This window comes from Pacificibacter sp. AS14, from assembly GCF_038899935.1.
Lineage (GTDB): Bacteria > Pseudomonadota > Alphaproteobacteria > Rhodobacterales > Rhodobacteraceae > Celeribacter.
The window spans coordinates 360,902-387,565 of record NZ_JBBMQI010000001.1 but is presented as its reverse complement, the minus strand read 5'-3'; the positions used below and the strand labels follow the sequence as shown (position 1 = coordinate 387,565).

Annotated in this window: 22 protein-coding genes and 1 tRNA gene; 16 read left to right on the top strand and 7 right to left on the bottom strand. The window is 51.5% G+C overall.

Annotated features, from left to right (window positions below):
• Nucleotides 1-132: 132 nt before the first annotated feature.
• The 7 genes from bamA to WNY38_RS01870 all read left to right on the top strand — a co-directional run bounded on the left by bamA (nt 133) and on the right by WNY38_RS01870 (nt 7,204).
• Nucleotides 133-2,469, top strand: a complete 2,337-nt coding sequence (gene bamA, locus WNY38_RS01900; RefSeq protein WP_342855616.1) for an outer membrane protein assembly factor BamA — start codon at nt 133-135, stop codon at nt 2,467-2,469.
• Between the two features lie 32 nt (nt 2,470-2,501).
• Nucleotides 2,502-3,128, top strand: a complete 627-nt coding sequence (locus tag WNY38_RS01895; RefSeq protein WP_342855615.1) for an OmpH family outer membrane protein — start codon at nt 2,502-2,504, stop codon at nt 3,126-3,128.
• Between the two features lie 221 nt (nt 3,129-3,349).
• A complete protein-coding gene (gene fabZ / locus WNY38_RS01890) occupies nt 3,350-3,808 on the top strand; it encodes a 3-hydroxyacyl-ACP dehydratase FabZ (protein ID WP_342855614.1) in 459 nt (152 codons plus the stop codon).
• Nucleotides 3,809-3,851: 43 nt separating this feature from the next.
• Complete coding sequence (gene lpxA / locus WNY38_RS01885; protein ID WP_342855613.1) at nt 3,852-4,649, top strand: acyl-ACP--UDP-N-acetylglucosamine O-acyltransferase; 798 nt, start codon at nt 3,852-3,854, stop codon at nt 4,647-4,649.
• Nucleotides 4,650-4,677: 28 nt separating this feature from the next.
• Nucleotides 4,678-5,460: a UDP-2,3-diacylglucosamine diphosphatase LpxI gene (gene lpxI, locus WNY38_RS01880; RefSeq protein WP_342855612.1), complete on the top strand. Its 783-nt coding sequence runs from the start codon at nt 4,678-4,680 to the stop codon at nt 5,458-5,460.
• Nucleotides 5,457-6,611, top strand: a complete 1,155-nt coding sequence (gene lpxB, locus WNY38_RS01875) for a lipid-A-disaccharide synthase (protein WP_342855611.1) — start codon at nt 5,457-5,459, stop codon at nt 6,609-6,611. The genes lpxI and lpxB overlap by 4 nt, the downstream gene beginning before the upstream one ends.
• A 104-nt stretch (nt 6,612-6,715) precedes the next feature.
• Complete coding sequence (locus WNY38_RS01870) at nt 6,716-7,204, top strand: hypothetical protein (protein WP_342855610.1); 489 nt, start codon at nt 6,716-6,718, stop codon at nt 7,202-7,204.
• Between the two features lie 73 nt (nt 7,205-7,277).
• On the opposite strand, the gene mnmA is transcribed toward WNY38_RS01870, so the two are convergent.
• On the bottom strand, nt 7,278-8,435 hold the full coding sequence (gene mnmA, locus WNY38_RS01865) for a tRNA 2-thiouridine(34) synthase MnmA (protein WP_342855609.1): 1,158 nt from the start codon (nt 8,433-8,435) through the stop codon (nt 7,278-7,280).
• Between the two features lie 125 nt (nt 8,436-8,560).
• On the opposite strand from mnmA, the gene WNY38_RS01860 reads away from it, so the two are divergent.
• From WNY38_RS01860 to WNY38_RS01840, 5 genes are all read left to right on the top strand, one after another.
• Entirely contained in the window at nt 8,561-8,839 is a 279-nt protein-coding gene (locus tag WNY38_RS01860; protein WP_342855608.1) for a DUF1153 domain-containing protein, read from the top strand.
• Nucleotides 8,840-8,949: 110 nt separating this feature from the next.
• Nucleotides 8,950-9,663 (top strand): response regulator transcription factor, encoded by a 714-nt coding sequence (locus tag WNY38_RS01855; protein WP_342855607.1) that lies wholly within the window; start codon nt 8,950-8,952, stop codon nt 9,661-9,663.
• A gap of 120 nt (nt 9,664-9,783) precedes the next feature.
• A complete protein-coding gene (gene ligA / locus WNY38_RS01850) occupies nt 9,784-11,892 on the top strand; it encodes an NAD-dependent DNA ligase LigA (RefSeq protein ID WP_342855606.1) in 2,109 nt (702 codons plus the stop codon).
• Nucleotides 11,892-13,982: an ATP-dependent DNA helicase RecG gene (gene recG, locus WNY38_RS01845; RefSeq protein WP_342855810.1), complete on the top strand. Its 2,091-nt coding sequence runs from the start codon at nt 11,892-11,894 to the stop codon at nt 13,980-13,982. The genes ligA and recG overlap by 1 nt, the downstream gene beginning before the upstream one ends.
• Nucleotides 13,983-14,093: 111 nt before the next feature.
• On the top strand, nt 14,094-14,216 hold the full coding sequence (locus WNY38_RS01840; RefSeq protein WP_289846657.1) for a hypothetical protein: 123 nt from the start codon (nt 14,094-14,096) through the stop codon (nt 14,214-14,216).
• Nucleotides 14,217-14,404: 188 nt separating this feature from the next.
• Here the strand turns inward: WNY38_RS01840 and WNY38_RS01835 are convergent, their stop codons facing one another.
• On the bottom strand, nt 14,405-14,851 hold the full coding sequence (locus WNY38_RS01835; protein WP_342855605.1) for an iron-sulfur cluster assembly scaffold protein: 447 nt from the start codon (nt 14,849-14,851) through the stop codon (nt 14,405-14,407).
• A gap of 64 nt (nt 14,852-14,915) precedes the next feature.
• On the opposite strand from WNY38_RS01835, the gene hisI reads away from it, so the two are divergent.
• The gene (gene hisI / locus WNY38_RS01830) at nt 14,916-15,275 is read left to right on the top strand and encodes a phosphoribosyl-AMP cyclohydrolase (protein WP_342855604.1); all 360 of its coding nucleotides are present in this window, start codon (nt 14,916-14,918) and stop codon (nt 15,273-15,275) included.
• Nucleotides 15,276-15,281: 6 nt separating this feature from the next.
• On the opposite strand, the gene gluQRS is transcribed toward hisI, so the two are convergent.
• The 5 genes from gluQRS to WNY38_RS01805 form a co-directional block, all read right to left on the bottom strand.
• On the bottom strand, nt 15,282-16,124 hold the full coding sequence (gene gluQRS, locus WNY38_RS01825) for a tRNA glutamyl-Q(34) synthetase GluQRS (RefSeq protein ID WP_342855603.1): 843 nt from the start codon (nt 16,122-16,124) through the stop codon (nt 15,282-15,284).
• On the bottom strand, nt 16,124-17,488 hold the full coding sequence (trmFO, locus tag WNY38_RS01820) for a methylenetetrahydrofolate--tRNA-(uracil(54)-C(5))-methyltransferase (FADH(2)-oxidizing) TrmFO (RefSeq protein WP_342855602.1): 1,365 nt from the start codon (nt 17,486-17,488) through the stop codon (nt 16,124-16,126). The genes gluQRS and trmFO overlap by 1 nt, the downstream gene beginning before the upstream one ends.
• 88 nt (nt 17,489-17,576) lie before the next feature.
• The gene (gyrA, locus tag WNY38_RS01815; protein WP_342855601.1) at nt 17,577-20,357 is read right to left on the bottom strand and encodes a DNA gyrase subunit A; all 2,781 of its coding nucleotides are present in this window, start codon (nt 20,355-20,357) and stop codon (nt 17,577-17,579) included.
• A gap of 122 nt (nt 20,358-20,479) precedes the next feature.
• A complete protein-coding gene (locus WNY38_RS01810) occupies nt 20,480-20,953 on the bottom strand; it encodes a disulfide bond formation protein B (RefSeq protein WP_342855600.1) in 474 nt (157 codons plus the stop codon).
• On the bottom strand, nt 20,950-21,528 hold the full coding sequence (locus WNY38_RS01805; protein WP_342855599.1) for a YqaA family protein: 579 nt from the start codon (nt 21,526-21,528) through the stop codon (nt 20,950-20,952). The genes WNY38_RS01810 and WNY38_RS01805 overlap by 4 nt, the downstream gene beginning before the upstream one ends.
• A 140-nt stretch (nt 21,529-21,668) precedes the next feature.
• On the opposite strand from WNY38_RS01805, the gene WNY38_RS01800 reads away from it, so the two are divergent.
• The 3 genes from WNY38_RS01800 (at nt 21,669) to WNY38_RS01790 (ending at nt 26,518) form a co-directional block, all read left to right on the top strand.
• Nucleotides 21,669-22,526 carry a neutral zinc metallopeptidase gene (locus WNY38_RS01800; protein ID WP_342855598.1) on the top strand — a complete coding sequence of 286 codons (858 nt, stop codon included), beginning with the start codon at nt 21,669-21,671 and terminating at the stop codon, nt 22,524-22,526.
• A 157-nt stretch (nt 22,527-22,683) separates the two neighbouring features.
• A tRNA-Leu gene (locus WNY38_RS01795) sits at nt 22,684-22,770 on the top strand.
• A 1,021-nt stretch (nt 22,771-23,791) separates the two neighbouring features.
• Nucleotides 23,792-26,518, top strand: coding sequence for a Hint domain-containing protein (locus WNY38_RS01790; RefSeq protein WP_342855597.1), 2,727 nt, complete (start codon nt 23,792-23,794; stop codon nt 26,516-26,518).
• Nucleotides 26,519-26,664 lie beyond the last annotated feature (146 nt).

The window sequence follows — 26,664 nt, the reverse complement described above, 5'->3', positions numbered from 1 at the left end:
CGGCCGATTGGTCGTCCTTTTCCATATTATGGCGGGGGTTTGCCAGAGCGCAGCCTTCTGAAGCACATGCTTTTGACAAGGGCAGTTATTCCCGTTACTCAAGCAATAACTTGGGTAAATGGATGAGCTGTAATGCGGTTTCAAAAACGTGGAATTCACACTGTACTATGCGGAGACATGCCACGCGCTTTCGTGCTGTCATTTGCAGTTTTAGCAATGGGGTCAACGGCGTATATTGCAACGCCGACTGTAGCTTACGCACAAGAGTTCCGGTTTACGACCGTTGCCATCGAAGGCAACGGCCGCGTCTCAGCTGAGACCATATTATCCTACGCGGGAATCGCGCGCGGGCAGGGCGTCTCTGCGGGTGAGTTGAATGATGCTTATCAACGAGTTTTAGGCGCTGGATTGTTTGAATCTGTTGAATTTATCCCGCAAGGGTCCCGTTTGGTGATCAAGGTTGCCGAATACCCAACAGTGTCGCGGATCAATATCGAAGGCAATTCGAAGATCAAAGACGATACACTTTTGTCTTCACTGCAAACTCAAGTCCGGCGTGTCTATTCTCCCTCAACTGTGGAATTCGATGCCGCAGCCATCACTGAGATCTACGAAACAAAGGGCCAGCTGGCCGCCACTGTGACCCCGCGCATCATCCGCAGGCCAGACAACCGCGTCGATGTCGTATTTGAAGTTACCGAAGGCAAGGGCGTTGAAGTCGAACGCCTGACTTTTGTTGGGAACCGCGCATTTTCCGACGCTCGTTTGCGCCGAGTTTTGGAGACCAAACAAGCGGGTCTTTTACGGTTTGTTGTGGGGCGCGATACATTTGCAGAGGATCGCGTTGAGTTCGATAAGCGGGTTTTGGCGGATTTCTACACGTCACGTGGCTATGTAGATTTTGAAATGCTCAATGTCGCCGCCGAATTTTCGCGAGAGCGCAACGCATACTTCTTAACGTTCAATGTCCGTGAAGGTCAAAGTTTTGATTTCGGCACCATGACTGCTGTGTCGGAATATGATGGTGCTGATGTGGCTGAATTTCAGAAGGTTTTGAATATTCGTTCTGGACAAACATATTCGCCCGTTGCTGTTGAAAACGTCGTAGAGCGGATGGAAATTCTTGCGACGAAAAAAGGTCTCGACTTTTTGCGTGTTGAGCCGCGCGTAACCCGCAATGATCGTGACCAAACTTTGGACATCGAATTCGTTTTGGTGCGTGGCCCTCGTATTTTTGTGGAACGTATCGATATCGAAGGCAATGCCACCACGCTTGATCGAGTTGTCCGCCAAAAGTTCCAAATTGTTGAAGGTGACCCGTTCAATCCACGGCAAATTCGTGAGGCTGCGAGTCGCATTCGTGCGCTTGGATTCTTTTCAGACGTTCGTGTAGACGCACGTGAGGGTTCGAACAGCCAACAGGTGGTTGTTGATGTTGATGTTGATGAATCGCCCACAGGAAGCTTCTCGTTCGGCGCGAATTATTCTGTGTCCTCGGGTGTGAACTTTGTCGCGTCGTTCTCAGAGAGAAACTTTTTGGGGCGTGGGCAAACTTTGTCCTTTAGTCTGACCACCCAATTGGACGATGGCAGTCTTGGTTTTAACTTCACTGAGCCCGCGTTTTTGGGCCGTGACGTGGCCTTTGGCCTGTCGGCAGGCTATGGGTTCTCAGAACCGTCCTATGCCGATCACACAGAAAAGAACATTTTCGTATCTCCAAGTCTGACGTTCCCTTTGTCCGAGCGTGGGCGGTTGTCATTGCGCTACCGCGCGGGTGTGAATGAGCTCACAAATCCCGATGACAACGATTTGCCAGACATCATCGAAGATGACATCTCGGCTGGCGAGGTCTTCCAACAGTCTGTTGGATACACTTATTCCTTTGATACAAGCCGCAGTGGCGTGGAGTCAGGCGCCGGATTCGCGTTCAAGTTTAGCCAAGATTATGCAGGGCTGGGCGGGGATGTTGAATACTTGAAAAACTCTGCGGAATTCACTGCGAATAGCTCTTTGTTTAATGAAGAAGTCAACGTGAGTGCCACCTTTGAGGGCGGTATGATTGACGGCAATGGCACAAACACACGGGTTTCAGATCGTTACTTTTCTGGCACCTCGATTATTCGCGGGTTCGAACCTGGTGGCATTGGCCCACGCGATACGGATACCGATCTCGCTTTGGGCGGCAACTTCTATGCCGTGGCCCGTTTGGAAACCGATTTTCCATTAGGGCTGCCAGAAGAGTACGGCATCAAAGGCGGATTGTTCTTGGATCACGGTGCAATTTGGGGACTGGATGATGCAACCGGCGCAGATGGAAGCGAAGATTTGAGCTGGCGCACCGTTATTGGTGCATCAATCTTTTTGAAAACACCGATTGGTCCTTTGAGGTTCAATTTCACCCATGCGTTGCAAAAAGAAGATTACGACATCGAGCAAAACTTTGATTTGACGATCGCGACTGAATTTTAATGCGGGTTTGGGGCTGGATAATCTGCGCGGTTATGGCCGCCAATGTGTCCGGTCCCGTGTTGGCTCAAGAAACTCCTATCGTGAATGCCGATGAATCAGTTCTTATAGAGCCCGTGACCGAGGAACAAACGCAGACAAAAAAAACTGCGATTCAAGTGCCTGTAATCGCGTTTGATAGAGAGCGCATTTTTTCTGAATCCGATTTGGGACGTGCTCTTGAGGCAAAAATCGAGACATTGCTAAGTGATTTGGTAAGTGAAAACGATGCTATTTTCGCGGCACTTGAAGCTGAGGAACAAGAGCTTACTGCCCTCAAAGGTGTCCTGCGGGCCGAAGACTTTGCAAAGAAAGCCGACGCGTTTGATGCTAAAGTTGTCGCAAAACGCGCTGAGCAAAAAGCCAAATCCGAAACCATTCAGCAGACAAAAGATCAAAGCCTTCGCGAGTTTGAGACCGCACTCAATGCGGTTTTAACAGACATAGCACAGGAAGTTCGTGCTGTAGCCGTTTTCGAGCGGGGGCAAATCTATCTCATGTCAGGCTCGATTGATATATCACTCGAAGCCGTTAAAAGGCTCAATGCAAACAGCCAGCAGAGCGAGACGCCGGCTGTCGAGGCTACGGGACAAGACACGCAGCCCACAAGTGAAGACCAGTAAATCCCGACGTCACGCATTCACATGCATACTTGTCATGACTTCACGGCATTGATACAGACACCACCTAGCGCATTGGGTATAAACACCTAAGTTCGAAATTAGGCACGCGACACAGACAGTTTACGCCGCAACGCTGGACATATGTGAAGCGCCTAAGCATGATCATCATGCGGCACAATTCCCCCGAAGGGGGCAAAGATACGAAAAGGCAAGGGACGGACATGACAGAGAGCTTCAAAACAGCAGATATTGATCTCATCCAACGCATTATCCCGCATCGTTATCCGTTTTTGCTGGTGGATCGTGTGGTTGATATTGATGGCGATAAGACCTGCACCGGCATCAAAAATGTGTCCTTCAATGAACCTCATTTTCAAGGCCATTTCCCTGGCGCGCCGATTATGCCTGGCGTGACCATTGTCGAAGCGATGGCGCAAACCGCCGCTGTGATGGTTGGCGTTGAAAACGGCCTCGCGGATAAAGACTTTCTGGTTTACTTCATGTCGATAGAATCATGCAAATTTCGCCGCAAAGTTGTCCCCGGCGATGTCTTGAAAATGCACATCGTCACCAAACGCGGTGGCGGTAAGGTTTGGAAATTTGATGGCCGTGCAGAAGTCGACGGCGAAGTGGCCTGCCAAGCGTCATTTACGGCGATGATGGATCTTCCAAAAGAGTGATCGGTCGCAGGTCACGTCATTTCTCTCAAGTTCGGAGCCCGTCATGAGCATCCACCCAAGTGCGCAAATCCACCCGTCTAGTGTGATCGAAGACGGTGCTGTTGTCGGTGAAAACTGCCAAATCGGCCCGTTCTGTCTTGTTGGGTCTGATGTGGTTTTGGGCGCAGGCGTTGTGCTGAAAAGCCATGTCGTGATCTCTGGTGACACATCTATCGACGACGACACTGTGATTTTCCAGTTCGCCTCTATCGGCGCGATCCCGCAGGATTTGAAATACGACGGCGAGCCGACCAAACTGATTGTCGGCAAACGCAACCGCATCCGCGAATATGTGACGATGAATTTGGGCACTGTTGGCGGTGGCGGCGTCACGCGGGTTGGCGACGATAATTTGATTATGGCCAGCGCTCATGTTGCGCATGACGTGCAGATCGGCAATCGGGTGATCTTAGTCAATTCCGTCGCTGTCGCAGGCCATTGTTTTATTGAAGACGATGTGATTATCGGCGGCCTGTCCGGCATCCATCAATGGGTGCGCATCGGGCAGGGCGCTATTATCGGCGCTTTGTCCATGGTGACTGCAGATGTCTTGCCGCACGCTTTGGTTCAAGGACCGCGCGCCGAGCTTGATGGTCTCAATCTGGTAGGCCTCAAACGTCGTGGCGTTGCACGTGATGATATCAACCAATTGCGCGCTGCCTTTCAGATGCTCAAGCAGGGTGAAGGATCGTTCAAAGAACGCGCAGCCCGCCTGCATGAAGATTTCGACAGCGATTACGTCGCCCGTATGGTTGACTTCGTGATGGGCGACAGTGATCGCGGATTTTTGACGCCAAAATGATTTCTAACACACAAATAAGGTGACGCGCGTGTCCAGAACGGCCATCATCGCAGGATCAGGGGATCTGCCGCGCCTTTTGGCCGACACTTTGGACGCGCCTGTCTATGTGACTTTGGACGACAGTTTCGTGCCTACGGGCATTGAACATGTCACCGCACGGATCGAAAAACTTGACCGTTTGTTCAAGGACTTAAAAGACCGTGATGTCACGTCTGTCACCTTTGCCGGCGCGATGGCGCGGCCCAAAGTAAACCCTGTTTTGCTAGACCGCCATGCCCTGCGATTGGCCATGTCCATGAGCAAAGGCGATGACGCCTTGCTGCGCGAAGTTTTGGCCGTGTTTGGCGATCAAGGGTTTGATATCAAAAGCGCTGTCGATATTTGCCCCGATTTGGTGCTCACGAAAGGCACGATCTGGGGCGCAAAGCCCAGCAAACAAGACGATAAAGATGCTGCGCGCGCTTTAGAGGTGCTCGGCGCCCTGTCCCCGCTTGATGTCGGCCAAGGGGCTGTCTGTGCGGGCGGGATGATGCTGGGGATTGAGACGCTGCAAGGCACGGATTCGATGCTGTCTTATGTCAGCGATACGCCCGACCATCTGCGCCGCGCTAAAGGCGTGTTTGTGAAATCACCAAAACACAACCAAGACCTGCGCATCGATATGCCCACAATCGGCCCCAAAACCATCGAATCGGTGATCAAGGCTGGTCTTGCAGGTCTGGTGATTCCGTCAGGTACGGTGATCGTGCTAGAACGCGCAGCGGTCAAATCCCGCGTTGAAGAGGCAGGTATCTTCCTGAAATCCTTATGAGCGCATTGAAAGTCTTTATCATTGCAGGCGAGCAATCTGGCGACAAACTGGGCGCTGCTGCCATGGCGGGCCTCAAACAGCTGACAGATGTCGAATTTCGCGGCGTCGGCGGGCCTTTAATGGCGGACGAGGGATTGAAAAGCCTGTTCGCGATGGACGAGTTGTCTCTTATGGGCATCATGGAAATTCTACCAAAGTATTTCCACCTCAAACGTCGCATCCGTGAGACGGCCGAGGCCGCATTGGCGTGGCAACCTGATGTGATTTTGACCATAGACAGCCCTGATTTTTGTCTGCGTGTGGCCGATATTGTGAAATCCAAATCCGATCTACGTTTTTGCCATTATGTGGCCCCAACAGTTTGGGCTTGGCGGCCAGAGCGCGCCGCAAAGATGGCCACTAAAGTCGATCAAGTCTTAGCACTATTCCCGTTTGAGCCGCCTTACTTTGACGCCGTGGGCCTGCGTTGCGATTTTGTTGGGCATCCTGTGTCGACAGAAATTGTTGCGACAAAGGCAGAGGTTACACAGTTTCGCGCAAAACATAAGCTAGATGATGCGCCTTTGGTGTTGGTCCTGCCTGGGTCGCGCAAGGGCGAAGTTGCAAGGCTATCTGACGATTTTGGCGCAGCGCTTGGCGCTTTTGCAAAGATCCATCCCGATGCACGTTTTGTCTTGCCCATGGCTGGCCCCGTTGAACCACTCGTGCGGGAAAAAACTGCCTCATGGCCCGTGAAGCCAATCCTGATCCAAGCCTCTGATAAGGTCGCCAAACGCGCCGCTTTCAAAGCCGCTGATATTGCTTTGGCCGCGTCAGGAACTGTGTCTTTGGAACTGGCCGCCAATCAAACGCCGATGGTTGTCGCCTATAAAATGCAATGGCTGACACAGAAAATCGTCGAACGTAAATTGCTGATCGATACGGTGACTTTGGTCAATCTGGTGTCAGAGACGCGCGTGGTGCCTGAATTTTTGGCGCAAAACTGCCAGCCCGATCTTATTGCGGCTGCGCTTGGTGATGTGTTGCAAAGTCCAAACGCCCAAAGTGCAGCGCTTGATCTGACCATGCAGCGTTTGGGGCAGGGTGGTGAAGCGCCAGGTTTGCGGGCTGCAAAGGCGATTTGGCAGGGCTGTCTGAGTAATGGCCTATAGGATCACGACCCACACACGCCGTTACTATCCGTTGTGAAAAGGCGTTTCTTGTTGTTGATGCTTTGTGCTCCTAAATCGGGGCAACACATCAAAATGAGAGACATATGCAAAACCTTCAATCGCTTCCCAACAAGAACACACTTTTATGCGTCGCCCTCGCAGGCTTAGTCGGCGAAATCGCTTTTGAGCTTTACGCGTGGCTCATTTCACCAATTTTGTTCGACGTGACTTTGCAGCCTTCAAATCTGGTGATTGCGCTGACCACAAAATTTATAGGCATTGAGCTGTCACATTCCGTAGCCTTTCCGATCCATTTCACAATCGGCGCGCTGGGGTTTGGCATCTTCACCTATCTTATTCGTCTCGTGATGCCGCACAAGGTTTGGCTGACGGGCTTTATTTCTGGATTTATCTTATGGGTTGTCGCCCAAGGCATATTGGCGCCAGTGATTGGACGAACATTTATGATGGGATTTGGCACTTACACGCAGTCTTCATTCGTCGGACATGTCGGTATGACACTTATCATGGCACATTTGTTGGCGTTGGCTTTTCGCCGCTTTAGCGACACGTCAACGTTACAGGTACAATGATTGACATGGCCCGAGAACCTTTGCGGACATTGTCCAATTTGCACTCGGGCCATTTTATATTAGAGTTTAGGTTTTAATACCCGCGCCAAATCCAGCCACCGCCAAAAATACGAGTGCTGTCTGCATCGTAAAACACGCACGCTTGCCCAGCTGACACACCTTCTTCGGCCACTATCAATTCGACCTCAGCCTCTGTGTCTGAAATCGGCCGGATGATCGCCTCACGCGGCGGGCGGGTCGAGCGCACACGCACCAAGACATGCCATTCTTCACGACTCGACAGTGGTTCATCGCCCAACCAATTGATTTCGCGCACAGGAATTTTGCGGGTGGCGAGCATGTCTTTGGGGCCAACGATGACGTGTTTTTTCTCGACATCCAATTTGACCACATACAAAGGATCAGCCAAACCGCCGATGCCAAGCCCGCGACGCTGACCAACAGTATAGTGCAGCACGCCATTGTGCTGGCCCAAAACAGTGCCCTCGGTGTCGACAATATCGCCGGGTTCTGCCGCGCCAGGGCGCAGTTTTTCAATCACAGAGGCATAGTTGCCGTTTGGCACGAAACAAATGTCTTGGCTGTCGGGTTTGTCCGCCACAGCCAATCCGTATTTCGATGCCAGCGCACGGGTTTCGTCTTTCGACGCCAAATGCCCCAAAGGGAAGCGCAAGTAATCAAGCTGCGCTTCTGTGGTTGAGAACAAGAAATACGACTGATCGCGGTTGGCGTCCGCGGCGGAATGCAACTCTGCACCGTCCTTGCCCATTTTGCGCTGAATATAATGCCCCGTCGCCATGCAATCGGCATCCAAATCTTTTGCGGTCTCCAACAGGTCTTTGAATTTCACCCGCTCGTTGCAGCGAATGCACGGCACGGGTGTCGCACCCGCCAAGTAACTGTCGGCAAATTCATCAATCACGGCATCTTTAAAGACGTTCTCGTAATCCAAGACATAATGCGGAAAGCCCATCTCTTCTGCCACACGACGTGCGTCATGAATGTCACGCCCTGCACAACAGGCGCCCTTCTTGGACAAAGCCGCTCCGTGGTCATAGAGCTGCAAAGTCACCCCAACCACGTCATAGCCCTCTTCCGCCAGCTGTGCGGCAACAACAGAGCTGTCCACTCCGCCAGACATGGCGACGACAACCCGCGTTTCAGACGGGGGTTTGGCAAAGCCAAGAGAATTGATCGAATGCGTGGTCGTATCTGTTGCAGCAATAGACATGAACAAAACCTTTCCAGAAGATGTTCAGATAATATGAAAATCCTATATATTCTCAATCACAGGTTTCACCACCCATTAAGACCATTCCGTCAAAACAAATGCGTAAAGTTGATGAGGGTGAGCCCATGTATCTAAAAAAAGTAGACGGACCGCGCGCGGTAACATTGCCTGATGGCAGTATAATGACCCGTGCAGACCTGCCGCCGCCCGAAACGCGGCGCTGGGTGGCATCTCGTAAAGCGATCATCGTCAAAGCGGTTGCCTTTGGCTTGATCCCTTTGACCGAGGCATTGAAAACCTATGGTCTGAGTGAAGAAGAGTATAATTCTTGGAAAAATGCGATCCAAAACTATGGCGAAGTTGCCCTAAAAGCAACTTCTGTGCAAAAATATAGACAACCTTAGGTTGAAAGTGCTAAAAGGTTAAAACTAGTAACGTGTAGTTAACCATTTTTGGCCAATATTTTTATCGAACGAACGCTCGAAAAAAAAATTAGCAACGGAGATCCTAGGTAATGCGTATTCTTCTGGTCGAGGACGATCCAACAACATCTAAAAGCATTGAATTGATGCTCACTCATGCAAATCTTAACGTTTATACGACGGATTTGGGCGAGGAAGGCATCGATCTTGCAAAGCTCTATGATTATGATCTGATCCTTTTAGATCTTGGTCTGCCGGACATGAACGGACACGAAGTGTTGCGCCAATTGCGCCTCGCTCGAATCGAAACACCAATTTTAATTCTCTCCGGTGCTGACGATACCGAAAACAAAATCAAAGGCTTCGGATTCGGTGCTGACGATTATCTCACAAAACCTTTCCATCGCGAAGAATTGGTTGCCCGTATCCATGCCATCATTCGTCGCTCAAAAGGGCATTCACAATCTGTGATTGGCACCGGCAAGATCGAGGTCAATTTGGATGCGAAAACAGTATCGGTTGCAAACAAATCCGTACACCTTACCGGTAAAGAATATCAAATGCTGGAACTCTTATCTCTGCGTAAGGGGACAACTTTAACCAAGGAAATGTTTCTAAACCACCTCTATGGTGGAATGGACGAACCAGAACTCAAAATTATCGATGTATTCATCTGTAAACTGCGCAAGAAACTTTCAAACGCGACAGACGGTGACAACTACATCGAAACGGTTTGGGGGCGTGGCTACGTCCTGCGCGATCCAGACCCGGTGGACATGGAAAGCCCAATCGCAATTGGTGCCTAAATGTTTTTAAGGATGATGCGGTTTTTTACTGTATCATCCCATTCCGTTGCATTCTCAGACTAGACCTCTCCGCTGCGCTCTCCTAAACAATTAGATGACCAAAGTTGGAGAGGTTTTCTTATGTCTGCGGACGTCGCCGTCGAACTCATGACCGAAGATCAAGCACGCACAGAGCTTGCACGTTTGTCAAAAATTATGTTGGCGGCCAACACAGACTACTACACAGCCGAACCCAAACTTATCGATGCTGACTATGATGCGCTTAAGGCACGAAACACAGAAATTGAAACCCGCTTTCCAGCGTTAAAGCGTAGCGATAGCCCCTCAGACGTCGTTGGCGCTGTTCCAGCAGCAGGTTTTGGAAAAATCACGCACGCAATGCGCATGCTGTCTTTGTCGAACGCTTTTGATGACAGCGACGTCGAAGACTTCGATATATCGATCCGCAAGTTCTTGGGAACTCACACTGCATTGCGCTACACAGCGGAACCGAAAATCGATGGGCTGTCTTTGTCGATCCGCTATGAAAATGGTGCCCTTGTTTATGCTGCGACACGGGGCGACGGAGAAACCGGTGAAAACGTCACCGAGAACGCCAGAACCATTTCTGACATCCCACACCTCATTCCCAATGCCCCAGACATTTTGGAGGTGCGCGGTGAGGTCTATATGAGCCATGCCGATTTTGCCGCCCTCAACGCACGACATTCAGAACGTGGTGGCAAAATATTCTCAAATCCGCGCAATGCCGCTGCTGGCAGTTTGCGCCAACTTGATGCGGACATAACCCGTGCGCGCCCCCTCAAATTCTTTGCCTATGCTTGGGGCGAACTCTCACAGCCTTTGGCCGACACTCAAATGGGCGCGATAAATGCACTGAAATCATTCGGATTTTCAATCAATCCGCTGACCAAACTCTGCGCCAACCCACAAGAGCTAGTGGAACACTATCATCACATTGAAAAACAGCGCGCGACCTTGGGCTATGATATCGACGGGGTCGTCTACAAAGTCGACGATCTTGCAATGCAAGCGCGCCTTGGTTTTCGGTCTACCACACCACGTTGGGCCATCGCGCATAAATTCCCTGCTGAATTGGCATGGACCCGCCTGGAAGCCATCGACATTCAAGTTGGCCGAACCGGCGCGCTTAGTCCAGTGGCGAGATTGACGCCAGTTACCGTTGGCGGTGTCGTCGTATCAAACGCAACGCTGCACAATCAAGATTACATTGAGGGCCGCGATAGCAAAGGCGAAGAAATCCGTGGAGGTAAAGACATCCGCATTGGGGATTGGGTGCAAGTGTACCGCGCCGGCGACGTCATTCCTAAAATCGCGGATGTCGATATCGACAAGCGCAACGGAAATGAGACCGTATTTTCCTTTCCGACCACCTGTCCCGAGTGCGGATCTGACGCCATTCGCGAAGAGGGCGACGCGGTCCACAGGTGTTCCGGCGGCATGATCTGCCCCGCTCAAGCCATTGAAAAGTTAAAGCACTTTGTGTCGCGCGGCGCGTTTGACATCGACGGTTTTGGCGCCAAACAGGTTGAACAGTTTTACAACGACGGTTGGATCAAAGAACCCGCTGATATTTTCAAGCTCGAAGAGCTATATGGATCGGGGCTTCAACAGCTTAAAAACCGTGACGGTTGGGGACCAAAATCCGCGCAAAAAGTTTTTGATGCCATCAATGTGAGCCGAAATGTCGATTTGGCGCGGATGATCTTTGGTCTTGGGATCCGCCATGTCGGGGACAGTTCAGCTGCATTACTTGCCCTTAACTATGGAAGTTGGGACAAATTCGAGGCGGCGATGACCGAAGCGGCTATCGGTGAAAGTGCTATCTGGGATGATCTTCTATCCATTGATGGCGTGGGCGCGGTCATGGCCAAATCCTTGGTGACAGCCTTTCATCAAGAGTCTGAGCGCGCATCAATTGATCGTTTGGCTGAACAATTAACCATCATCGACGCCAAACAACCCGCAAATGACAGTCCCGTCACCGGCAAAGTTGTTGTTTTTTCCGGTACTTTGGAGAAAATGAGCCGCGCCGAGGCGAAAGCAAAAGCTGAAAGTCTTGGTGCTAAGGTGTCTGGATCGGTGTCTGCAAAAACGGATATTTTGATCGCGGGCCCCGGTGCGGGATCAAAGGCGAAAAAGGCGGCTGACCTTGGTATTCTCACCTTGGACGAGGATGGTTGGCTTGACCTGATTGCGCCAAAATGATCAGCGCACGACCAGAATCCTTGTTTCCGTTATTTGCGGACCTGACAACCTTGGCTGGGGTCGGACCCAAAACCGCCAAGGCATTTTCTGGGCTGTCGGTCGAGCGGCCGAAAGATCTTTTGTTCACTTTACCGCACTCACTTATCGATCGTCGCCGTGTTCCAACCGTTGTTGGGGCGCTTTCCGGCGATGTTGTCACCGTCGCAGTGACTGTGTTGCGACATTTATTTCCCAGTCGTAAGGGGCTACCGCATCGCGTTTTTGTGCGCGATAGCGACACTGAATTCCAATTGGTTTTCTTCAGAGGTGCTGCAGATTGGATTGAAAAACAGCTACCCGTCGATGAGAGCCGTCTCGTATCAGGCAAGATTGAATTTTACGATTCAACAATTCAGATGCCGCATCCCGATCACATTTTGGCCTTGAACAAAGAAGACGAACTGCCACACTTTGAACCCGTATACCCGCTCGCTGCCGGCGTGACGCAAAAAATAATGACCAAGTCTTGTCTTGATGCCATATCAAAGACGCCTGAATTGGTGGAGTGGATCGACCCAAGTCTGAGGGCACGAGAAGGTTGGCCAGCTTTTAAATCCGCACTCGAAATTTCACATAATCCTATGAGTGTGAACGAGTTATCGCCCACGTCGCCCGCGCGTCAAAGGCTTGCCTATGACGAATTGTTCGCGCATCAAATCACATTGGCGCTTGCACGTAAGGCTGTGAAGTCAAAACCTGGGCGCAGCTCGGTTGGAACAGGCAAGTTGCGCGCGCAAGTTATGAAAGCGCTGCCTTTTCGCCCCACTGGCGCTCAAGGCCGCGCCATGGACGACATCGAACATGATTTGTCGACATCTGAGCGGATGAACCGGCTTTTGATGGGGGACGTCGGATCGGGTAAGACCTTGGTCGCATTGATGTCTTTACTTGTTGCTGTTGAATCTGGCGGGCAGGGCGTGTTGATGGCTCCGACCGAAATTTTGGCACGACAACATTTGGCAGATCTGCGTCCGCTCGCCGAGCAAGCCGGCGTTGTGCTTGAATTGCTCACAGGGCGCGACAAAGGTAAAGAACGCAAAGCGAAGCTTCAGGCTTTGGCGCAGGGCAATATACATATCCTTGTGGGCACGCATGCCGTTTTTCAAGACGATGTGGTTTTCAGCGATCTGAGGCTTGCGATTGTCGACGAACAGCACCGTTTTGGCGTGACGCAGCGCATGGCGTTGGCCGACAAGGGGCGTAGCGTTGATATGTTGGTGATGACAGCGACGCCGATTCCGCGGTCCCTGTCCTTGGCGCAATATGGCGATATGGATGTGTCGATCTTGGACGAAAAGCCTGCCGGTCGCACACCGATCAAGACAGCCCTGAGCGCGACGGAGCGAATGAACGATGTTGTGGCACATTTGAATGCAGCTGTGACGGCGGGCAAGCAGGCCTATTGGGTCTGTCCGCTTGTTGGTGAAAGCGAAGTCATGGATCTTATGGCCGCCGAAGAGCGGTTCAAGCATTTGCGTGCTGCTTTGGGTGAAGGTAAAGTCGGGTTGGTTCATGGCCAGATGGCCGCTGACGAAAAAGATGCGACCATGGCGCAGTTCGTCGCGGGCGATCTGTCGGTGCTAGTGGCGACAACTGTGATCGAGGTGGGCGTCAACGTGCCCAATGCCTCGATTATGGTGATTGAGCGCGCAGAACACTTTGGTCTGGCACAATTGCACCAACTTCGCGGGCGGGTGGGACGTGGCACTGTCGCGTCGACATGTTTGTTGCTTTATCAAGCGCCGCTGAGCGAAACTGGGCGCAGACGTTTAGAGGTTTTGCGAGAAACCGAAGATGGGTTTCGCATCGCTGAAGAAGATCTAACAATGCGTGGGGCTGGCGATGTGCTTGGAACGGCGCAATCTGGGGTTCCTAAATTTAAGGTTGCTGACATTGAAACGCAGTCTGCGTTGATGGCGCTGGCGCAAAATGACGCCCGCAAGCTGCTGCATGATGATCCGGATCTGGAAAGTGAACGCGGACAGGCTGTACGTGTTCTACTTTGGTTAATGGAAAAAGATCGCGCAATTCGTTTAATGTCAGTGGGTTAAGCTAATTTCGTTAATTTTGTTCGCGAATGTTCTTAAAAAGTTCTTTACACAGGTCGTTAAAAATGAGAACAAATAGGCAACAACCTATTAACCTCTCGAAAGGACGGCACAATGATCCGCGATATCAAATCTGTTGTAGAGCGCTCACAAGGTACTTTGGTCGAAGATATGATCGGTGCTGCCGCCCTTTTGGTGATCTTATTCGGAGGTCTGATAGCACCAGCATTTTTCTAAGTTTCTGCCTGTGATTCAAGCAACCAAACCACACCTCATGTCCCAATGGGTGTTGCAGACGTCTTACCTATTCCCGTCCGCCTGCGGAGCCTCATCCCGCTGAAATGTTGTTTTGAATCCCAACTTCACCCGCCGCCTTCTGATGAAGTGCGGCGGTTTTTTTTGTCGGACGTTGGTGGCAATGCCCACTAGCTGTTTGACGCAAAATTTGCGTTTATCAGCGCTTTTTGAGCAGCTTTCAAAGACAACACGATAGAGGCATGACGGTTTTTGTAGTCACGGGCAGGGAGCAGCGCCTCGAAGCCTTCAAAAGGCGCAGAGGGCACGGGGCCATCATCTTTGAGAAAGGCTGTTAACTCGGTCAACGCAAGTGTGAGCTCATTGGAAGTTCTGCCAATGATATTTTGCCCCAGTACAGCTGCGGCGGCTTGACCAAGGGCGCAGGCTTTGACGTCTTGCGCAAAGTCTGTGATGCGGCCATCTCGCGCGACGACGTCAGCCGTCACGGTTGACCCACACAGCGGCGCACGTTCGCGCACGGAGGCGTCCGGCGCATCAAGGCGCCCAAGGTGCGGAATATCAGCGGCCAGCGCCAAAAGACGCCCTGAATAAAGAGACGCAAGATCTGTCGACATGATTTGCCTTTCATCGATTACAGACTTAGATAGGGCATGCGATAGGCATAGGAAAGGACCCGCCATGACCTTTGATCCCAACTCTCTAAAATATGATGACAAAGGTCTCATTCCTGCGATCGCACAAGACGCGCAAACAGGCGAGGTTTTGATGCTGGCTTGGATGAATGCCAAATCCGTTGCCATGACATTGGACACGGGCAAGGTGACCTATTGGTCGCGGTCGCGTCAATCGTTTTGGATCAAGGGCGAAAGCTCTGGTCACGTGCAAGAATTGGTCGATTTTCGTTATGATTGCGACGAGGATTGTATTTTAGTCACAGTCAACCAAACCGGCCCAGCCTGTCACACCAATCGTCGGTCGTGTTTCTACACTGCCGTGCGTGATGGTGAGACGGTTGAACTGATGCAGCCTGAGGCGTAAATCGACTTAAGCTAGGCCGACCAAGTGTTTGATATCTTGTGGCGAAAATCCATCGGCGCGATATTTCGAAATCGCGCGGGCGTCATCACGTTTTGCCAAACGTTTGCCAACGTTATCGCGGATCAAATCGTGATGATGGTACATCGGCGCTTTGTGCCCCAACAGATGCAGCAGTAGAACCTGCACTTGAGTGAATTCAAACAAGTCGACGCCGCGCACGACATGAGTGATGCCTTGGCGGATATCATCCACCGCTGAGGCCATAAAGTAGGCGGCGGTTTGAATGTCTTTACGGCCGACAACAATGTCACCGACATCGCGCATAAGTGTATTTTTATCAATTGAATAAGTGCCACTATTGATGTCACCAATTTCTTGAAATTTCAGATCAAACTCACCCAACGCATCGCAAGCGCGGTCCATATGAAGGCGTATCGCGTCACCATCTTGACGGTCTGACATCGAGCGGCGCTTGCATATTTGAGGGTACAGATGGTGCGGCACGCCTTCTTGTGGGGCGGAAAGTGCGGCTGCTATGTCTTTGCGGCTGCACCGACACGGATAGGTTAAACCACCTGAGATCAAGGCCTCAAGGCTTTGATTATAAACATCTAACGACTGAGATTGAAACAAAGGGTATTCATCCCAAGTCATCCCAAGCCAGGTGAGATCCTCAATGATCTGCAAGATGTATTCCGGCTTGGATCGTTCTAGGTCGGTGTCTTCAAAGCGCAATAAAAATCGCCCACCACAGGCACGGGCCATGTCATGGGCGATCCAAGCAGAATAGGCGTGCCCGAGATGCAAAGGCCCCGTGGGGCTGGGTGCAAATCGGGTCACAAAGGACATTAAGACTGCCCTTCAAGCCATTCATTAAACTGTTCTTTTGCGCGGTCTGTATAGGCTTTGTAACGATCTTTGCGACCTCGACGACCCGCTTTAAGCCCTTCAACTGGCGGGAACAAACCAAAGTTCACATTCATCGGCTGAAAGGTTTTCGCCTCTGCGCCGCCGGTGATGTGGTGGATCAACGCGCCTGTGGCCGTGGTGCCGTGCGGCGATGTGATCGGCGTGCCAAGAATTTCATGCGCCGCCAAACGGCCTGCAAGCAATCCCATGGCCGCCGATTCAACATAACCTTCAACGCCGGTGACTTGACCTGCAAAGCGTACATTTGGCTTTGATTTCAGGCGCATCTGGTTATCAAGTAATGTTGGTGAATTCAAAAACGTATTGCGGTGGATACCGCCAAGGCGGGCAAATTTAGCCTCTTCCAAACCTGGGATCATCTTGAACACATCCGCTTGCGCGCCGTATTTCATTTTGGTTTGAAAGCCAACGATGTTGTAAAGCGTGCCCAGCTTGTTGTCGCGGCGCAGCTGCACCACGGCATAGGGCTTGTTTTCGGGGTCATTGGCGTTGGTAAGACCCACAGGCTTCATCGGGCCAAAACGCAAGGTCTCGCGACCACGTTCGGCCATGACCTCGATTGGCAAGCAGCCATCAAAATAAGGGGTGGGTTTGGGGGCAGACGACTCTTCGCCTTCGTGAAATTCGGTTTTATCGGCTTCCAAAAGCGCGTCGATAAAGGCCTCGTACTGGTCTTTGGTCATCGGGCAATTGAGGTAGGCTTTTTGCTCTTCCTCTGTCTCGCCTTTGTCATAACGCGACTGCATCCATGCGACATCCATATTGATGCTGTCATGATAGATAATCGGTGCGATGGCATCGAAAAACGCCAAACGATCTGCGCCAGTTTCAGCGGCAATGGCTTCGCCAAGTTTTGGTGAGGTCAGGGGGCCTGTGGCAAAAATCCAAGTACCTTCCGATGGGATCTCGTTCACTTCGTCAAATTCGACAGTGATATTCGGATGGGCGTTGATTTGCTCAGTGACAAATTCGGCAAATGCATCGCGGTCCACCGCCAAAGCGCCACCAGCGGGCAGGCGGTGTTGTTCGGCTGCAGCCATAATCAAACCATTTGCGGCACGCATTTCCCAATGCAAAAGCCCCACGGCATTTTGTTCACTGTCGTCGGAACGAAACGAGTTGGAACAGACCATTTCGGCCAAGTTACCTGTCTGATGCGCAAAGGTTTCGACTTTTGGACGCATCTCGTGGATCACCACTTGAATACCCAAATTGGCCGCTTGCCAAGCTGCCTCTGATCCGGCCATGCCGCCGCCAACGATGTGGAGTGTTTTATCTGTCATAGGGGGGATGTAGCCCGATTGCGGGGCTTAGAAAAGCAAAAAGGGCGCCCATGTCGGCGCCCTTTGCAATTTTGAAATGTTCTTGGCCTTAGCTCTCAGGCGCGTCCGGTGTCTCAACCGCAGTGCCATCAACCACATCGACTTCTTCTTCTTCGTCGTCGCTTTCGGCGATATAGGCCACAGACACGACCACTTCGCCTTTGCCTGTGTCAAACACCTTCACACCACCCGCAGAGCGTGAGCGGAAAGAAATGCCTTTGACGGGGCAGCGGATCGATTGACCTTTAGAGGTCGCAAGCATGATTTGGTCGTCCAAAGAAACGGGGAAGGAGGCCACAAGAGGTCCGCCGCGCATCGCTTTGTCCATCGCCGTGACGCCCATGCCGCCACGGCCCCGAACGGGGTAGTCATGGCTGGACGACAGTTTACCAGTACCGTTTTCCGAAATGGTCACCAGCAGCTCTTCTGCGGCTTTCATTTCCTCGAAGCGTTCTTGCTTGATAGAGCCTTCTACAGCTTCCTCATCATCATCGGTGCCCTCAACCTCGTCCGCGCCCGCTTGCGCACGACGCATTTTAAGGTAGGCGGCACGTTCAGAGGCCTCGGCTTCAAAGTGACGGATCACAGACATCGAGACGACTTCATCGTCCGTCATCTTAATGCCGCGCACACCCAAAGAGGCACGTGAGTTGAACACACGCACGTCTGTCACAGGGAAACGGATGGCCCGGCCACTTGAGGTCACAAGCATAACGTCATCATTTTCATCACAAATGCGCGCATTGATCAGACGCGTACCCTCATCTTCGCCTTCAAATTTCATCGCGATCTTGCCGTTTGATTTCACATTGGTGAAGTCAGACAGGCGGTTACGACGCACAGAGCCTTTGGAGGTTGCGAAGATCACTTGCAGATCATCCCAATCCACTTCGTCGCGGTCCACAGGCATGATCGCCGCAATACCGACACCCGTTGGGATGGGCAGAATGTTGACGATCGGCTTGCCTTTGGCAGTACGGCCCCCCAGCGGCAAACGCCATGTTTTGAGCTTGTAAGCCATGCCGTCATCAGTAAAGAACAACAGCTGCGTATGGGTGTTGGCCACAAAGAGCGTGGTGATCACGTCTTCGTCTTTGGTCGCCATGCCAGACAGACCTTTGCCGCCACGCTTTTGCGCGCGGTAATCCGCAAGCGGCGTGCGTTTGGCCCAACCAGACGAGGTGATGGTGACCACCATGTCTTCTTTTTCGATCAGGTCTTCGTCAGAGGAATCCCCAGACCAATCAACGATCTCTGTGCGGCGCGGCACAGCGAACTGGGTTTTCACTTCGATCAACTCATTCGAGATGATTTCCATGATCCGTTCGCGCGAGGCCAAGATTTCAAGGAAATCTTTGATTTTGCCAGCGAGTTCTTGCAACTCGTCAGTGACTTCTTTGACGCCGATCTGTGTCAGACGCTGCAGACGCAGTTCCAAAATCGCGCGGGTTTGAACTTCGGACAAGTTATATGTGCCGTCCTCGTTGATCGTATGCGACGGATCATCGACCAGCTTGATGTAGGGCGCAATGTCATGGGCGGGCCAGCGACGCGTCATCAATTTGGCACGGGCTTCGGCCGCATCGGCAGAGGATCGGATGGTTGCGACGATTTCGTCGACGTTGGTCACAGCCACAGCCAAACCACATAAGATATGCGCGCGGTCGCGGGCTTTGCGCAATTCAAACGCAGTACGACGCGCGACAACTTCTTCGCGGAACGAGATGAAGTACGTCAAGAAATCGCGCAATGTCAGCTGTTCTGGGCGACCAGAGTTCAGCGCCAACATGTTACAGCCAAAGTAGGTTTGCAGCGGCGTGAAGCGGAACAATTGGTTCAACACAACTTCAGGTGTGGCATCACGTTTCAGCTCGACCACGACCCGCACACCAACGCGGTCAGATTCATCTTGGACATGGGCGATGCCCTCGACCTTTTTATCGCGCACAAGTTCGGCGATCTTTTCGATCATCGTGGATTTGTTCACCTGATAGGGAATTTCGGTGACAACAATCGCGTAACGGTCTTTGCGAATTTCCTCGACATGGGATTTCGCACGAATGATCACAGATCCGCGACCCTCAAGATAGGCTTTGCGCGCACCTGCACGACCAAGGATCATCGCACCCGTTGGAAAATCGGGGGCAGGGATGATTTCCATCAACCGCTCCATCGACAAATCGGGATTGTCGATCAGCTCAAGCGTGGCATCGATCACCTCGCCCAAGTTGTGCGGCGGGATGTTTGTCGCCATGCCGACTGCGATACCGCCAGCGCCGTTGACGAGCATGTTCGGGAAACGCGCAGGCAAAACAGTGGGCTCGCGCTCTTTGCCGTCGTAGTTGTCCGTGAAATCGACAGTGTCTTTGTCCAAATCGCCCGTCATGTAAGACGTGACTTTTTGCAGACGCGATTCTGTGTAGCGCATCGCAGCCGCGCTATCGCCGTCCATAGACCCAAAGTTACCTTGACCATCCACAAGCGGCAAAGACATCGAGAAATCTTGCGCCATACGCACCAATGCATCGTAGATCGCGCTATCGCCATGCGGGTGATAAGAGCCCATCACATCGCCGACAGATTTCGCCGATTTACGGTAAGATTTGTCGTGGGTGATGCCTTTTTCGTACATCGAATAGATGATGCGGCGGTGCACAGGTTTCAAACCATCGCGCAAATCCGGAATAGCGCGGCTGACGATGACGCTCATCGCGTAATCCAAATAGGAGCTTTTCATCTCTGCGGTGATCGAGATGTTCGGCCCGTCGTGGAACATGGGTTCGCGTGGTGTTTCGTCTTCGGATTCAGGAGTTTGTGGAGTGTCGCTCACGATGTCCGCCTGTGGTTGTTTTAAGGTCTATATATCGTTGACCTTTAGTCTACCCCAGACAGCATATAGGGTGCAATGGCTCATTGCCCCATAGAGACGCTCTGTTAGTCCTGTGGCGTGCTTTAAGCGTCTTTGCGCGCCGCCATGACCCAAACAATGACTAGAAGCGCTGAAAAGATGAAATTATAGCTGGCCATGGACAAACCAAACAGCTGCCATGACACCTCATCACACATGATAATGACTTTGGTGGCAGAGCCGGGCAAAAGATCACTGCCCGTCAGGCCTGACAAAGCATCACTGCCGCCCGTGCAAGATGTCGGGCCTTCCCACCATTTGTACTCAACACCGGCATGAAACGCGCCGATACCTGAGGTGATCGCTGCGGCGAGCGCGCCAAGCCATAACAACACACGGGTTTGCACACCCATATAGGCCGCTCCGATCAAGACAGCTGCCGCATGGGGCCAACGTTGCCACAGGCACATTTTGCAAGGCGGATAGCCCAAGGCTTGGAAAATGAAAGCGCCAAGCAAAAGCGCAAGCGATCCGCCAGCCGCCAAGGCAACCAATTGGGTGCGTGTCACAGTTTTCATAGGAATTTCACCACGGCAAAGCCGCCCACAAGCAAGATGATAAATAGGGTGAACATCAGGCCTAAACGCTTTTCAATGAAATCACGGATCGGCTCGCCGAATTTCCAAAGCAATGCCGCCACAATAAAGAACCGCAAAGCCCGCGCCACAACCGACGCCGCAATAAAGACGGGCAGGGACAAAGCCGTCGCACCAGACAGGATGGTGATGACCTTATACGGAAATGGCGTCACACCTGCGATCAACACAGCCCAAGCGCCATATTGGTTGTAGGTTTCTTTGAACTCATCAAAATACGCATCTTTGCCGTAGAACTCAAGCACAGGGCGCCCGATGGTTTCAAACGCGCCGTAACCGATGAAATAGCCCAGCATACCACCAGCAACTGAAGCCAGCGTAGCAACAAAAGCGATCTTAAACGCATCTTTAGGCCGCGCCACGATCAGCGGGATCATCAAAATATCAGGCGGGATCGGAAAGACAGAGCTCTCGATGAAAGCGACCAAAGCCAAAGCCCACAATGCGCGGGGGTGCTGCGCCATGGACAAGGTCCAATCATAAAGCCGTTTCAACATATGCCCAAATCCTCAAAGCCTGTTTTGTCTCTTTAGGCCGCATTGCTGCCCGTGGGTCAAGGCCAGATGAAAGCATTTTAACTTGTGAGACGACGCTCTGGCACTAATGTGTGAATGTTCTTATTTATGAGGGTTAAAAAATGAAATGGCAGGGTCGACGCGGGTCGCGCAACATCGAAGATCGTAGACGCAGTGCAAGCGGTGGCAAGTCTATCGGTGGGATCGGCGGCATTGGGATCATTGCCGTCTTGATCATTGGATATGCACTTGGCATCGATGTCACGCCTTTGCTCAACCAAGTGGCGGGCGGCGGCAGTGCGACAACGCAATCCACCCAAATCACAGCTGCTGATGAGCAGTCCGCGCAGTTTGTGTCAGTGACCTTGGCCGATACCGAAGAAATCTGGCGCGATATTTTTGCACGTCAATTGGGCGAAACATACCAGCCGCCGATTTTGGTGCTCTATAAAGGTGTGACCCAAAGCCCCTGTGGCGGTGCTTCTGGTGCGACGGGGCCGTTTTATTGTCCCAGCGACAATAAGGTCTATCTCGACACAGCATTTTTCACCACGATGGAACAGCAACTGGGGGCAGGGGGTGACTTTGCCTCTGCTTATGTTGTCGCTCATGAGGTCGCGCATCACGTGCAAAACGAATTGGGTATCTTAGGGCAGGCCAATCAAATCCGCGCGCAATCCTCGACGGAACAAAGCAACGCTATTTCTGTGCGTATTGAACTTCAGGCCGATTGCTATTCGGGAATTTGGGCGCGTGAAGCTGATATCCGTTTCGCGTCGCTTGAACGGGGCGACATCGCCGAAGCTTTGAACGCAGCCAAACAAATCGGTGACGACACGCTGGCGCGCAATGCTGGCCGTGTCCCTCAACCACATACATTTTCCCATGGCACGTCCAAACAACGCCAATCTTGGTTCAAAACGGGCTATGAAACTGGTGACTTAGCGGCCTGCGATACTTTCAGTGCTGCACAGCTATGACATAAGGCCTTAAAAATAAGGGGCAGGTGAAGCACGCCAAAAGAAAATGACATTTTTTTATCAAGAACTGTCATATCCCTCTTGTGGATGGCGGCGCGCTTCGCTAAATCCCTCCCACGACGAAGCAAACGGTTTTAAGCGACCTAAACTTCAATCTGCCCGCGTGGTGGAATTGGTAGACACAGGGGATTCAAAATCCCCCGCTGTAACAGGCTTGGCGGTTCGAGTCCGCCCGCGGGTACCATTCCAAATTTGCATTCCTTCGGGAATGTCTGACAGACCCCAAAGCCATTCGCGCTTTTGGGGTTTTTCTGTTACAAGTTTTGGACAACGCGTTTCATAGACTGATGTTATGCCAATGTTTGGCAGCCTTGATGGCCATCTAGAGCCGAATCGCCTGCCTCAAATGGATTAGGTCTTTGCCCCGATTCGAACTTTTTGCCCCCTGACTGTTTCTAAAATAGCGAAAATTTTGCAGACATGGCGGCATTGTTTATGAGTTTTCAAGGATACCGTCAAAATGGCGGCTAAAAACGCATCAAATTATGAAAGCAAAGTCATCAAATTATGAAGGCAAAGACAGTGAAATTCCCGTCATTGATTTCATGCCCAAACGGCAAGTTAGGTCTTGGCCTATACTTTATTAACCTTCTGAATTAATTATATTTAATGAAAATGGTTAAATTTTACACATTCGCTTAAGTTGTGAAGAAATTTTTTCCACACGCGTATAAACACTCCATAACCGTCTACATTGAATAGTATTTTTCCTCAACTTTGCCTGAATTCATCGAAAAGTCCTTTTGCAGCTAGAGCATTTGATCGTATGTCTTGATGTGTCCACTGGGGGGCATAATTTTTTTCGGCCACGGGGGCGGCCGCGTAGAAAGGTGATCGTTTGATCATCTGGCATACGTGTTCGTGTTGTATTTGGAATGGTTGCTCGTTCCGCTGCTGCTATAGACATGTGTAACCCGTTCGCGGGATGAGGTTTGTTTTGCCTCGCTAGATGTATCTAATTCTCCGTTTACGTGGCTATTGATGGCCAGTAACGCCTTCGGGTAATCGCGTTTGGGGTGTCCCCTTGCGTGTGTAGGAGAGAGTATGACGCATTGTCTGACATATAGTCTGAGCGCTCAAGGCACATTTTCTACCTTGAATGGCGTTAATCCCGTCTGCTTTGCTTCGGCAAATTTTAGTAATCATTATATTTGCGTCGTCGTCGTGAACAGCGATGAACGCGGCGACAATCAGGAGCGTTAAACATGTCCGATTATACCTTAGATCTCAACGATACCGGTGCCGACGGTTCGACAACAGTTTCATCGACCACAGGTGACAGCACAGTTGGCGTTACAGTTTCGACACCAGAAACAGATTGCAAATCTTTCACCATGTCCCGCGGCGAACTGCGAAGCTCTGGTGTTGATGAACCGACAGCTGCCATTTTTACCTTTGACGAAGAAGTCTCGAATGTCACATTCGAAGTGTTTGACGTCGACTCGCTGGACGGCTCTTGGGATGACAAAATCACGATCGTCGCCTTAAACGCTGCCGGCGAAGAGGTGACGGTAGAATTTTCCGATCTTTACTTGCACGAGGTTGACGGCAACTCAGTTGAAGGCGACGGCGCTGCGGATAGCGGCGTTGAAGGCTCAGGCGCGCTTGATACTGTCACTGTGACAATCGCGGGCCCAATTGTAAGCTTTACCGTCATTCACGACAACGGCGACTCAGCTGACACTTCAGGTACAGTAAAAATTGCTGACATTTCTTTCGATGACGCGGTTGTTCTTGACGGTATCGTCGAGGGTACAGATGGCGATGACCTGATTGACGCGACCTATACGGACGACCCTGACGGCGACATGATCGACAACGATGATGCTATTCTGACTGGCGAAGAAGGTGATGATGACATCGTGATCGCTGGCGCTGGTGATGACACAGTGCTCGGCGGCGAAGGCGACGACACAATTTACGGTGATGATGCAACGTCTTCCGAAAACCTGCTTATCAATGGCGAACTCGAATCCGGTCAAGACGATGGCACATTTAGCCAAGTCGACAGCATTGAAGGCTGGCAGAATGCAAACGGTCAAATCGAAACTTGGGGCAACGGATTCGAAGGCGAATTCTCTCAAGATGGCGGTACATTCATCGAACTCGACGTCGACAGTGGCGTCGACAGTATCTATCAAGATGTTGATACAACAGCAGGCGAAACATACACTATTTCTGTGGATGTGATGCAGCGTGTGGAAGGCTCTGATGATCAAGTCGAAGTTTACTTCGGTGGTGAATTGGTTGGAACAATCACAGCAGGCGACGAATGGGAAACATACACATTTGAAGTGACTGGATCTGGTGAAGATCGCCTAGAGTTCTCTGAGCTCAGCAGTGAAAACTCCAACTACGGCCCTCTTCTCGACAACATCTCCCTCGTTGCGACATCCGACAGCGATGGCAATGACATCCTTTACGGTGGCAATGGCGATGATGAAATCTTCGGCGAAGGTGGTGATGACACAATCTACGGCGAAGACGGTAATGACACGGTTTACGGCGGCGACGGCGATGACGTCATCGTGGGCGGCGACACAGGCCTGCCAGATCGTGGATATGGCTCCGTCGGCGAAGATGACGATACCGAGAATGACAAAGACACACTCTACGGTGGTGCTGGCAATGACACCATTTCCGGCGGCGATGATGACGACTACATCGACGGCGGTGAAGGCGATGATACCATCGACGGCGGCTTTGACGACGATACCATCTTAGGTGGAGACGGCGACGATTACATCATCGGTGGCGAAGGCTCTGATGACATCGATGGCGGTGACGGCGATGACATCATTTATGGTGGCCTTGATCCATCTTACTCAGACAGCTTGAATATCCCTGACGATGAGGGGGATCTTGAAGTCGAAAACGGCCAAGACGTTATCGATGGCGGCGCTGGCAATGACACGATCTATGGTCAAGATGATGACGATTTGATCTATGGCGGTGACGGCGATGATACCATCGACGGCGGCGTCGACGATGATACCATCTATGCAGGTGCAGGCACTGACGTCGTCAATGGCGGCGAAGACGAAGATACGATCTATGGTGGTGGCGACAACGACGTTCTGTCAGGTGACGATGATCAAGATACGATCAATATCACGTTTGATGACGTCACTACTGGCGTTTACAACACCACAGTAAACGGTGGTGATGGCGGCGTTGATTGGGATACGCTCAACCTCAGCGATTTGCTGGCGGATGGCTGGACAATTACGAACCACGTGCAGAACACTGATAGCGATGGCAATGGCTATGACGGTCAAATCCAACTCGTGAACACAAGCACAGGTGAAAGCGCCAACATCAACTACACCAACATCGAGGATGTGATCCCTTGTTTCACACCTGGCACAATGATCGCGACACCAAAAGGTGAAGTGACTGTTGAGACCCTCAAAGTGGGCGACAAAGTCATCACCCGCGACAATGGTCTTCAAACCATCCGTTGGGTTGGCAACAAAGCCTTGTCTGTCGCTGACTTGATGCTGCGCACTGAGCTTTGCCCAGTGATGATCCGCAAAGGGGCTTTGGGCAATGACTTGCCAGAGCGCGATATGATGGTGTCACCAAACCACCGCATGCTCGTCTCATCTGAAAGATCTGCACTCTACTTTGAAGATCACGAAGTTCTTGTGGCTGCAAAATACTTAACCAAGATGGATGGTGTTGAGCTTATGGGGAGCGCAGGAGTGACATACATCCACGTGATGTTTGATCACCACGAAGTTATCCTAGGGGATGGCACATGGTCTGAAAGCTTCCAGCCTGGTGATTTCACTTTGGCAGGTATCGGTGAAGAGCAGCGCGAAGAAATCTTCTCGCTCTTCCCTGAATTGCGCGAGCAGTCTGGTCGTTCACACTATGAGACAGCCCGTCGTGTGTTACGCAAACACGAAGCTGAATTGTTGGTGTCATAAGCACTCAAACATACAAAATTTTACCCGAATGCCAGCCTTGGAGGCATGGCATTCGGGGTCGTACCATGACCGTGGATAAGACTGTCAAACAGCCATATGATTCTTAGACCCGCTTAGGGTTTTAGCTCAATTGTCATGTGGCAGTT

Bases quoted from the DNA above. Each gene is read 5' to 3' on its own strand.
- WNY38_RS01895 (WP_342855615.1), top strand. From the start codon at position 2,502: ATGGCCGCCAATGTGTCCGGTCCCGTGTTGGCTCAAGAAACTCCTATC.
- fabZ (WP_342855614.1), top strand. From the start codon at position 3,350: ATGACAGAGAGCTTCAAAACAGCAGATATTGATCTCATCCAACGCATT.
- gluQRS (WP_342855603.1), bottom strand. From the start codon at position 16,124: ATGTCCTTTGTGACCCGATTTGCACCCAGCCCCACGGGGCCTTTGCAT.
- WNY38_RS01870 (WP_342855610.1), top strand. From the start codon at position 6,716: ATGCAAAACCTTCAATCGCTTCCCAACAAGAACACACTTTTATGCGTC.
- lpxA (WP_342855613.1), top strand. From the start codon at position 3,852: ATGAGCATCCACCCAAGTGCGCAAATCCACCCGTCTAGTGTGATCGAA.
- hisI (WP_342855604.1), top strand. From the start codon at position 14,916: ATGACCTTTGATCCCAACTCTCTAAAATATGATGACAAAGGTCTCATT.
- WNY38_RS01800 (WP_342855598.1), top strand. From the start codon at position 21,669: ATGAAATGGCAGGGTCGACGCGGGTCGCGCAACATCGAAGATCGTAGA.
- WNY38_RS01855 (WP_342855607.1), top strand. From the start codon at position 8,950: ATGCGTATTCTTCTGGTCGAGGACGATCCAACAACATCTAAAAGCATT.
- ligA (WP_342855606.1), top strand. From the start codon at position 9,784: ATGTCTGCGGACGTCGCCGTCGAACTCATGACCGAAGATCAAGCACGC.
- WNY38_RS01790 (WP_342855597.1), top strand. From the start codon at position 23,792: ATGTCCGATTATACCTTAGATCTCAACGATACCGGTGCCGACGGTTCG.
- bamA (WP_342855616.1), top strand. From the start codon at position 133: ATGCGGTTTCAAAAACGTGGAATTCACACTGTACTATGCGGAGACATG.
- mnmA (WP_342855609.1), bottom strand. From the start codon at position 8,435: ATGTCTATTGCTGCAACAGATACGACCACGCATTCGATCAATTCTCTT.
- WNY38_RS01810 (WP_342855600.1), bottom strand. From the start codon at position 20,953: ATGAAAACTGTGACACGCACCCAATTGGTTGCCTTGGCGGCTGGCGGA.
- trmFO (WP_342855602.1), bottom strand. From the start codon at position 17,488: ATGACAGATAAAACACTCCACATCGTTGGCGGCGGCATGGCCGGATCA.
- WNY38_RS01860 (WP_342855608.1), top strand. From the start codon at position 8,561: ATGTATCTAAAAAAAGTAGACGGACCGCGCGCGGTAACATTGCCTGAT.
- WNY38_RS01805 (WP_342855599.1), bottom strand. From the start codon at position 21,528: ATGTTGAAACGGCTTTATGATTGGACCTTGTCCATGGCGCAGCACCCC.
- WNY38_RS01840 (WP_289846657.1), top strand. From the start codon at position 14,094: ATGATCCGCGATATCAAATCTGTTGTAGAGCGCTCACAAGGTACTTTG.
- WNY38_RS01835 (WP_342855605.1), bottom strand. From the start codon at position 14,851: ATGTCGACAGATCTTGCGTCTCTTTATTCAGGGCGTCTTTTGGCGCTG.
- lpxB (WP_342855611.1), top strand. From the start codon at position 5,457: ATGAGCGCATTGAAAGTCTTTATCATTGCAGGCGAGCAATCTGGCGAC.